Genomic DNA, 9,475 nt, shown 5'->3' with positions numbered 1-9,475 from the left:
ATCAATTCCTTCCTTGGTCGCCGACGATTCCAGAGAAATGTCGTGTTCCTAATAAATAAATCTAAAAAAAGTATAAACAAAATCCCCATCTAAAAATAGGTGGGGATTATTTGACGCTTACCATATAACCGTAGAGGTCATGATAATAGTCAAATAAATGGTTGAAATCAACATACTTTTCTTGGTCGGTTCTCTTGGCAATAGAAATGTCCAATTGAAAATGGTTCATCAGGTCCGCTACTTTAATATAATTGCCAAAAAGGGCCATTTCACTTTGCAACATGAGTACTTCTGTGGGTGTTGTAGTTTGATACATAGACTCATTCATTGAACTGCAATAAAACGTTTCGAACTTTCTAATCTCCTTACAAAATAATGTAAAAGCCCGACATTCATCACTTATCTCATCTGAGAGATCGAATAGATAGTTTATGATATACCTTATACCGTCAGCAATTCCAATTGTTCCATCATCCAGTATAATTCTCAAAGAACGACTAGATTTTTCCCACTCAATAACGCAGTTGAAATCAAGATTACCGTATGTAAATGCAAAATTGTAGGAGTGAGAATTTTGCCCGAACAAATCTTTTTGTAGAAAACTTTTTGTATCAGTGCTTTTTCTTTCTAATAGATATTCTTGAATATCTAGATCACATAAAGGGTGCTCCAAACCAAAAATCAAATGATAAATACTATAGAGTGAATTATCAACCGTATCTTGGTTTATAAATCGAATCTTATCCTTTGTAAGTATAAACAAAGGGTCTTCATTATCATTCCGAAATTCATTTTGTTTCCTACTTGCCCATGTACCATCCGACCAAAATTTAACCTCTTCGGTAGTTTTTGATAGTAAGGCCTCTTTTAGTTCCTCTACCTGCTTCAGTGTACAAATCCAATTATTACTGTACCTTTCTTTAAAACTTCTCTTTTCTTTTTTCATATGAATCAACCTCCTTAAAATATGTAGTAGGCTGACTATAAATTGTATTATGATTGGTTGTAATGATTGTTATGTTAATGTCCTACAATCTATTTATAAAACAAATAAAATATTGAATCAAATCTATAGAGCACTTTTTTAAAAAAAATTTAAAGCTAATGAAATTTAATTAGTAATAAAGCCTGTCTGTGATAGAACATATATTCCTTTAAGTTAGTTAATAACATTGATTTAAGAGGTAGTTTACCCGTGATTTTTGGTGCGTTTAAACAGGTTTATCTGTTCCTATATGGAATATCATCATGATGAAAATTCTATACGAAAGAAGGAAAAGAAATGGACAAAAGAAAGGAAGCAACAATAATGCATTCTGATAACAATATGGTTTTGGCTAAAAGTGGTGACTATTATGTCTCAGTTGTAAAAGTAAACAACTCTTTGTGTGAAGGTAATTATGTAGTAATTGTTAATGAGGAAAATATACAAGGTGAGTTAAGGGATGTTCTTTTAAAAAGTTTTTTCAATACTGGCCATCTTGCTAGATTTCTATTGGCTGTTGTTCCAGAATACTTAGTGGAGAAAAAAATAATTAAAGAAACTTACCAAGCCATTCAGAAAATAATTACTACAAAAGATTGAAATCCGCTTCTGAAAAACAAGGGATTCAGGCTGGTAAATATAAGTTAACAGTGTGGACATTTACTCAAGAAAGGGAGATATTAATGCAAAAGTATAAGGATCGGGTATTGCAAGAAGACAATTTGGTTTACTCATTTTTTGGTGATTACAACATTGTTATTTCAAAGGAAACTGGTTATGGATGGATGGGGAAAAATTCATCTGAACCACTGTTTTATGTATTGATAGAAAAGGATAAGGGGTCTGAACAACAACAGGTGTTGCATTTGAGAGTTTTTACTACTATTGGTCAGACAATCAAATACCTTTCCGCAATATTACCAGAATATGTTTTTGATGAAAAACTTATAGAAAGTATAGTTTATACTACAAATCGTTTAGCATTTGAAAAAATAAGTTAGGGTTAATTCCCCTGCTTATTTTTTTTGAGCTATAAGTGTACCAAAGCTATAGTAAACTAGGCCTAATTTTTTCCTGAATGTATGAAAACATAGTAAAACCATGTAGATATTTTATAAGACTTTTAATTATTGAAAAGGAATAGTTTATCATGTGTCTAATTGTTATATATAGAGAGGGGGGAATTAACATGAATAATGAATTTTTATGGCAAGAAGATGTAGATTTTTGTGGCATTGTGATACGTTTTGCAATTGTGAAATTTGATGGGACCAATAAATTTGGTGCTTGTGTAGCACAAATGTTTGATGATGAGTTTGTTATGGTAGATGCAGCGATTTGTAACAATTTTAATGGTGCAAAGAGTTACCTTTTGAAAAATGCTATTGAGGGTAATTTAGAAAGGTTAAAGATAATTGGAAATAATTTGCAAACGTTATAAATTGAAACAACATAAAATAGTTTTAGGAATGGTCTGGTATGTACTAGTCCATTCTTTTTATTTAAAACTGATGATGTGAATCATATAAGAAATCCAATAGGGAATTGATTGATAATATCAATTGAACACCTACTAAATTTGCTATGAGGAATGAGTAGAAACAAATATAACTATTTGTGATAATATTAAAGGGTATATATATCTATTTTTCGCTTGAAAGGGTGTTATCATGCCAAGGAATGTAACTCAGTTTGATCTATTAATATCTTGCCCTTCTGATGTAAAAGAAGAACTAGAAATAATAAAGGGGACTGTTACAGATTTTAACCGCATGTATGGTGCGGCTAATAATACATTAATAGTTACAAAGCATTGGTCTACAGACTCTTATCCTCAATCAGGAGGTAAACCGCAAAATCTATTAAACAAACAATTTGTTCTAGAATGTGACGCAGCTGTTGCAGTGTTTTGGACTAGATTTGGTACGCCTACTGATAATTACGGGTCTGGAACAGAGGAGGAAATTGAAGAACTTATAAATAGTGGTAAACAAGTGTTTCTTTATTTCAGTGACCGACAGATTAATCCCGCTTCTCTTGATCCAGAACAATATAAAAAAGTAATTGAATTTAGGGAAAGATATAAAGATAAAGGTATTTATGCGCCATACTCCGATTTGGCAGAATTTAAAAAGGACTTTTTAAACCATTTATCATTATACTTTGTGAATTTACTTGCGAATGGAAATGAAAACAAATCTACTATTAGTAGCAATTTATCTGTTAAAGGCGTTAGAAACGGGAAAATTACCGAAAATCCAATAATGTATAAGAGAAGTTATCAAAACTCAAAATTCATAGCAGATTTAGAGTCAAATATTCATAGTTTATTTGAGCAGGTGAGGAATCATCAACTACCTGACAAAAGCGAAGCAGTTGATGATTCTGAAAAAGACGAAAAAATAGTGGCTCTGGGTGTCAATAATTCATTAGCCAATTTTGCAAAGGCAAATAAAGAAGGGCAAAATCAACTTAAAGGCTTTAACTCAATATTTGGTTCTGTTGAAATAACTTTACAAGAGGAATTTCAAAATGAAATCAAATCATTTGCTGAAGAGTCAACTATTGAACTTAATTATAATGACTTTTTTAATATAGGTGAGTTATCCAAACAAAAGCAACCTTTTGGTGGTGGTCCATTTGGGACAGGATCCTCCTATTCTTTAGTTGGATCCGAGGATGAAAAAGAAAAATATAGACTATTAAATCAATTGTACGAAAAAATTAGTGAATATAGACAGTGGAAATCTTACTTTGCAAGTCTGGATTCTAAGTTTTATATAGATTTATGCTTATCTAATTTTGGAACAAGTTATGATGAGGATGTTGATATTAAGTTATATGTAAAGACTGGTCAATTGTGTATTGGTAAACAATTACCGTTGCCCGATAACGATATTTTGGAAACAGCAATTAAATTTACTGATCCCTTTTTTAAGCCTAATAAATCACTTTCAGTAATTGAATATGATGATTATCCTGAATATGTATCCGTGTCTCAACCAGATATCCCTTTATATGGCCTTACTCGTTCATATGAAGAGAAAGTTGAGTCCCATAAAGAAGAGTATTTGGAGTCAATTGAAGATATCTTTTGCTACGATTACTTTCAAGAAGATGGCTTTGATGTTATTTGTTATAAGCAATCATATATAAAACAGAACACAAATGTATATTTTCCATCGATTATTGTATTTCAGAATAAACTCAGCACAATCCATTATGAAATATCCTCTAAATATTTTCCAGAAGTTATAAAAGGGGAATTAAGACCTATTTTAGAAAAATAATTTACTTTGATAGCTGCAGACGAAATTAAAAGAGGTGAAACAAACAAATAAATGGGTTCAGCTTTGAGGTGCACACACATTGTAAACTTAATAAGGTCAACCAGTAATTTATGGTTAACCTTATAAATACGAAGAGCAGATTAGTTGAAGAAGATGTTCTTTTTTTAGAAAAGTAAATAAAAGGTATTTTTTAGAGAAAAAGCAGGGAGGCTACATATGAAAGTCGGTATAATCGGTGGTGGTTTTGGATTATCAGTTCAAGCTCCCATAATAAATCTACACCCAAAAATGGAAGTTTCTGCTGTTAGCACGATGAATAGACATCGTTTGCCAGAGGAGTTATTAAATTGGGAGAATCCACCTAATCATTATAAAAACTGGGCTGAAATGTTAGAAAAGGAGGAACTTGATCTTTTATTTGTAAGCTCACTACCTATCTTTCATTTTGAAATGGTTAAAGAAGCATTAAAGAAAGGTATAAATATAGTTTGCGAAAAACCCTTCACAATGAATAGTAATGAATCAAAAGAACTTTTGAACCTATCTAAGTCTTGTAATGCAAAGGTATTGATTGATTTTGAATGGCGATACCTTCCTATTCGTCAAAAGATGAAAGAATTAATTCAGAAAGACAGTATTGGGAAGATAATTCATTTTGAATACCACATATCAAGCCCACAGTATCAAAACCTTCAATCATCTAAAAGAGGTTGGATGGGAGAAAAACAAAAATTTGGTGGAATGTTGGGTGCGCTAGGGACACATATGATTGATTGTTTGAGATGGTTAGTAAGTGATGAAATAGAAATTATTAATGGATTATTGCATACTCACGTTCCAGAAGGAGCAGGGGAGCAAAGAGATGCTGATGATGCTTTTTTTATTCACGGGAAAATGAAAAATAACTCTACTTTCTCGATTCAACTAATGTCCGGAATTAACCATGGATTCGGGTCTGCTTTAAAGGTATTTGGTAGTAAAGGAACAATTACTTTAACTAATGATAAACAACTATGTTGTGGGAAGATAAATGGTCAAGTAGAAGAATTGAAGATTCAATTCAAAGGAAATTTTCCATTACATTTATCTGAGGAAGCGAGTACTTATTATCCAGCATTTTATCCGTTTTTAGAAAAAGCGTATGACTATATGGTCTTTAACAAAACAGATAAAGATTTACCCATTATTGAAGATGGACATCAAAATCAAATTGTAATTGATAAAATTTTAGATATATAAACAATACATTCTTATTGCACTAATGCATCCTTAGTTGGAGAAGAAAAAGTTGCCCAATAAAAAAGGAGCTTTATTTGGCTCCTTTTATTGTGAATTATAATTCGATTTTTCTATGAATTTGATTGTGAATTGGATCTGCGATTTATTATGATATTTAGCCCGGAAAACCTCATAATGGAATCCATTTGGAACAAATCCACCTCTTTCATTCTGATAACCACAATTTTGACACCGCTTCTTCTTTATCCTCCTCATTTGGAGCAGAATACCTGATTACCATATCCGCGTTAGTATGGCCAGATAATGATTGTATCAAACTGAAGTCTTCACCATTTCGGACAAGTTTTGTAATAAAGGTATGCCTTAATGAATGTACATTTATTCCATGTTTTTCAAAGATATGCTGAACTGTCCGTTCGGATATTCTTTTATTTCTATTGGAAAGGAAAATAGCCTCGTTTGAATCATCTCTTGTGTCTAAGTACTTCGTAATTGCTCTCCTAGTTTCTGATGGCAGTGGTAATTGTCTTTCTTTGTTTCCTTTACCAAAACGTATTTTTAAGGTTCCTTTTCTTTCGCTAATCTCAAGATCTGCACGATCCAAATTGACAAGTTCATTAAGTCTAATGCCTGTATTAATTAATGTGTGTGTAATGGCAAAGTTTCTATCATTACCAGAACGATCAATTTCTCTAATTAGTTTGTTTACTTCATTTCTAGAAAGTGCTTTTGGCGCTTGATTTAGAATGTTCGGCGGGCTAATGACTAAGATGTCTTCAATGGCATCTAATTTATTCAGCCAGCGACTAAAATGTTTTACCGCACTCCAATTTTTATTAATTGTTGTTGCAGAATATCGTTTGCTTACAAGGTAATCAATATATTGTTGAACATCTGAACGGGAGTATTCATCTAAATCTGTGCCAGCTCCATCTAGCCATTCCTCAAATTTTGATAAACAGAATATATAAGTTTTCCTAGTTTGTTTTGATTTTCCTCTAAGTCCATCTTCCTGATATGTGTCCAGCATAAAATCACCTCTTTTTAGAGTTTAATAATTCCACGACAAAATTTTCTTGAGTTAATGGGCGCTTTTTGGCCTGAATCAAATGTAAATAAAGTCTATAATGTCGTAGAATACTAGTTCCACGACATTTTTCTGCGACAAATCCCTCCCTTTCTTTTGTAGCTTTTTCATCATCATGATTCAACATTAAGCACAAAGATCCTTTAAAATAAAAAATGCCACCTATACTCTTAAAAGATAACAGAGTAAGGTGGCACCTAAGTGTATTATTCAGACAGAAGAATCTTCAAATAGCAGTAATTCTATTACTTCATCTATAGATATAAAGCCCATAAAGTCATAGAAGTCATCATTATCAAATAATGTTAAGGAGAAATATTTATTAGAAATGTCTTTGTTGCTAGGGATCGGCCTATTGAAAAATGATAGAACATCAGTTACTTTTATTAAATTATCCTGATTCTCAAATTTCCTAAGAATTAATTTTAAGTATCCATTCTCAAAGCAGGGTGCCATATTAAAAATTTCAACCTCTGCTTTAGTGATTTCATCCATAGCAATTTGATAATGATTAATATCTATGAATTTGCTTGCGTATTTCCAGTCGACTTCGTTTCGCCATTCTATCCACGAATTTTTTCTTCTTTTATGGCTTTGGGCTTTTAAACGTATGTATTGACGAACAAAGGGTTCATCAAAGTTTTTTCGTTCTTCATAAAGTTTTTCAAAGAATTTATTAATTTCTTTCAATTTAATAAGATTGGAAACGGCTATAAGATTAATGTCATAGGGTGAGATTATAGTATCAATGCTCCAACAGGGTTTGCATGGTAATTCTAAATAATCATAAATCTGTGCAACAGTAGTATGTTTTGATTGGTTTAACATTCTTAGCAATTCATCTTTTTCAAGAATAATATTGTCTTCTATATTTGATTGGGTAAGTCTTTCATTTGGTATAGAAGTTTTAAATATTTTGCTATGGAGTGTTCTAATATTTTTACATTGGCGATAGTATAAGTCATCATCTTTAATCGATGAGATATGGTGATATAAATAAGAAATTAACAAATCAAAACTTGTAAAACTAATAAAAGATGAGTCGCTATTGAATAACCGAAATAATTTGAGCCCATGATTCCATTCCAAGCCAGAGAAGTCTACTGACCACGTGATCTTTTGTTTTATAGTGGGTAATGGATTGTAGAGATAGTTCTCTAAGGGCACAGTTTCACTTTCAATCATATCGTCATAAGTATAAAAGAAATGATCTTCTTTGTATTTATTGGTAATACAAACGATATGGTCTAACCACTCGATAATGTTTGATAGTTCTAGTTGATTATATCCACAATTACATTTTAATGAATAAATCTGTTCATTCTCTTTTTCCTTCCTAAAATCTCCTTCTTCTAATCTCCAATTGCCATTTTTAAAAATGGTGACAATTGAATGATTTGAATTGACAATAGCCTTTTTTAATTCTTCTTTCCTCTTTAATTTTAAAATAGATGTTCTTTCCATGATATCAACCTCCTTTTGTGGTGGTAGGTTGAGGTATTAATAATGCTGTATAGTAGTATTCTAAATGATTTTATAATTTCCCCTACTATTCTTTTATAAATCAATTATGGAGGGAAATCAAATCTATAGGGAACTAATTTTAAAAAATAGATTATTAAATCTCAATCTATTAAGTGGTCTTTAATCGAAGTTGGTAAAGACAACATATCGTGTGCTCAACAATAATAGAAAAATCTATGCTACCTGAGATGTTACATTGGGGCCACAATTTGTTTATGTTGTATCATATGAAGGTGGAATTGTAGTTTGGTGGATTAAATAAGGAATTAGATATATCTTTGTTGATACAAAAAAGTAAACTTATATCGTAAAATACCTACGCTAAAAATTTGATATGATATTTTAAGTGCCATATTATGTAGCTGTAACCATTGAAATGTTTAAGAGGAGTTGATTAAGAAAATTAATTAGAGAAATTCATCAGACTATGTATTAAAATACCATACTCCTCCTTATTGAGAGGAGGGATACGATGGTTAAAGAGATAAATGTTCTAGAAGAAAAAATTACAGTTTGTTTGGATCATGAAGGTTTCGAAAATAAACCTAATAAGGAAGAAGTCACGAAGATTTCAGGAAGAATAGCAGGGAAGGCTGTTTCCTTATCCATTCAGGAATTGATGGAAACTATAACCTTACCAAATGCTAGATCTTTTACACCGGCTATATTTAGCAATGGACAAAGATCAAATAAAAGTTGGAAGAGTCAGCAGGTGTTTGCACTCGACATTGATTCAGGATTACCGATTGATGAGGCAATCAAACTTGGTACCGAATGGAAAGTGACACCAACCTTTATTTATTCAACTTTTAGCCATACAGAAGAGAACCATAAATTCCGAATGGTCTTTGTATTGGACGAGGAAATTACAGATCTACGAGTAAGGAATGTTATTCAAACAGCACTAGCAACATTGTTTCCGTCGGCTGATAAAAATGCCAACGATGCTGCGAGAATTCTATTTGGCGGGAAAAAAATTGAATTTGTTAACCGGGGAGTTCTGAGCGTTCCAAAGATTTTGGATGGTGTGGTACAGAAGGTAAGGTCTGGATCGAATGCAACGAGAGAGATGAAAAGATTCTGCAAAGCCTCAGGACTGGCATATTATAAGGGGTACCCTCATTATAAGAAGGTTGAAGAGAAAGACCTACCTGATGATGAAGACAACACCTTGTTTATATCTAAGACTAAAAACCGCACCAACACTATTAATTACTATAGTACGCGGGTGTATTTCGCAAGTGAAAAGTGAGCCATTTCGCAAGTTAATTTTGAGCCACTTTATCAGCACTTGTTTTTATCCATTCTTCGGTTTCTTTCATTCTAAAAGAAGGACCATTCATGTTTAAC

General features: G+C 32.1%; 9 protein-coding genes. 6 read left to right on the top strand and 3 right to left on the bottom strand.

Translation table 11 applies throughout. The annotated features are described in order from the left end of the window. Window positions 1–106 precede the first annotated feature (106 nt). Window positions 107–946 (bottom strand): hypothetical protein, encoded by an 840-nt coding sequence (locus D8M05_RS19635; protein WP_121134763.1) that lies wholly within the window; start codon window positions 944–946, stop codon window positions 107–109. Window positions 947–1,282: 336 nt separating this feature from the next. Here D8M05_RS19635 and D8M05_RS19630 point away from each other — a divergent pair, with 336 nt between their 5' ends. The 5 genes from D8M05_RS19630 to D8M05_RS19610 all read left to right on the top strand — a co-directional run bounded on the left by D8M05_RS19630 (window position 1,283) and on the right by D8M05_RS19610 (window position 5,514). After that, window positions 1,283–1,585 (top strand): hypothetical protein, encoded by a 303-nt coding sequence (locus tag D8M05_RS19630; RefSeq protein ID WP_121134761.1) that lies wholly within the window; start codon window positions 1,283–1,285, stop codon window positions 1,583–1,585. Between the two features lie 83 nt (window positions 1,586–1,668). Next, the gene (locus tag D8M05_RS19625) at window positions 1,669–1,986 is read left to right on the top strand and encodes a hypothetical protein (RefSeq protein WP_047982400.1); all 318 of its coding nucleotides are present in this window, start codon (window positions 1,669–1,671) and stop codon (window positions 1,984–1,986) included. A 188-nt stretch (window positions 1,987–2,174) separates the two neighbouring features. Then, the gene (locus D8M05_RS19620) at window positions 2,175–2,426 is read left to right on the top strand and encodes a hypothetical protein (protein WP_121134759.1); all 252 of its coding nucleotides are present in this window, start codon (window positions 2,175–2,177) and stop codon (window positions 2,424–2,426) included. Between the two features lie 229 nt (window positions 2,427–2,655). Beyond that, complete coding sequence (locus D8M05_RS20355) at window positions 2,656–4,275, top strand: hypothetical protein (RefSeq protein WP_183072872.1); 1,620 nt, start codon at window positions 2,656–2,658, stop codon at window positions 4,273–4,275. 216 nt (window positions 4,276–4,491) lie between these two features. Continuing rightward, window positions 4,492–5,514, top strand: coding sequence for a Gfo/Idh/MocA family protein (locus D8M05_RS19610; RefSeq protein WP_121134757.1), 1,023 nt, complete (start codon window positions 4,492–4,494; stop codon window positions 5,512–5,514). A 205-nt stretch (window positions 5,515–5,719) separates the two neighbouring features. On the opposite strand, the gene D8M05_RS19605 is transcribed toward D8M05_RS19610, so the two are convergent. Both D8M05_RS19605 and D8M05_RS19595 read right to left on the bottom strand, forming a co-directional pair. Further along, window positions 5,720–6,544, bottom strand: coding sequence for a tyrosine-type recombinase/integrase (locus D8M05_RS19605; RefSeq protein WP_121134755.1), 825 nt, complete (start codon window positions 6,542–6,544; stop codon window positions 5,720–5,722). Window positions 6,545–6,811: 267 nt separating this feature from the next. Further along, window positions 6,812–8,065, bottom strand: coding sequence for a hypothetical protein (locus tag D8M05_RS19595; protein WP_121134753.1), 1,254 nt, complete (start codon window positions 8,063–8,065; stop codon window positions 6,812–6,814). Between the two features lie 532 nt (window positions 8,066–8,597). Here D8M05_RS19595 and D8M05_RS19590 point away from each other — a divergent pair. Continuing rightward, the gene (locus tag D8M05_RS19590; RefSeq protein ID WP_121134751.1) at window positions 8,598–9,377 is read left to right on the top strand and encodes a hypothetical protein; all 780 of its coding nucleotides are present in this window, start codon (window positions 8,598–8,600) and stop codon (window positions 9,375–9,377) included. Window positions 9,378–9,475 lie beyond the last annotated feature (98 nt).

Source organism: Oceanobacillus bengalensis, assembly GCF_003628445.1.
Lineage (GTDB): Bacteria > Bacillota > Bacilli > Bacillales > Amphibacillaceae > Oceanobacillus > Oceanobacillus bengalensis.
The sequence above is the reverse complement of the archived record's forward strand: the minus strand, read 5'-3'. Positions and strand labels throughout refer to the sequence as shown.

Bases quoted from the DNA above. Each gene is read 5' to 3' on its own strand.
- D8M05_RS19620 (WP_121134759.1), top strand. From the start codon at position 2,175: ATGAATAATGAATTTTTATGGCAAGAAGATGTAGATTTTTGTGGCATT.
- D8M05_RS19630 (WP_121134761.1), top strand. From the start codon at position 1,283: ATGGACAAAAGAAAGGAAGCAACAATAATGCATTCTGATAACAATATG.
- D8M05_RS19595 (WP_121134753.1), bottom strand. From the start codon at position 8,065: ATGGAAAGAACATCTATTTTAAAATTAAAGAGGAAAGAAGAATTAAAA.
- D8M05_RS19590 (WP_121134751.1), top strand. From the start codon at position 8,598: ATGGTTAAAGAGATAAATGTTCTAGAAGAAAAAATTACAGTTTGTTTG.
- D8M05_RS19625 (WP_047982400.1), top strand. From the start codon at position 1,669: ATGCAAAAGTATAAGGATCGGGTATTGCAAGAAGACAATTTGGTTTAC.
- D8M05_RS19610 (WP_121134757.1), top strand. From the start codon at position 4,492: ATGAAAGTCGGTATAATCGGTGGTGGTTTTGGATTATCAGTTCAAGCT.
- D8M05_RS19605 (WP_121134755.1), bottom strand. From the start codon at position 6,544: ATGCTGGACACATATCAGGAAGATGGACTTAGAGGAAAATCAAAACAA.
- D8M05_RS20355 (WP_183072872.1), top strand. From the start codon at position 2,656: ATGCCAAGGAATGTAACTCAGTTTGATCTATTAATATCTTGCCCTTCT.
- D8M05_RS19635 (WP_121134763.1), bottom strand. From the start codon at position 946: ATGAAAAAAGAAAAGAGAAGTTTTAAAGAAAGGTACAGTAATAATTGG.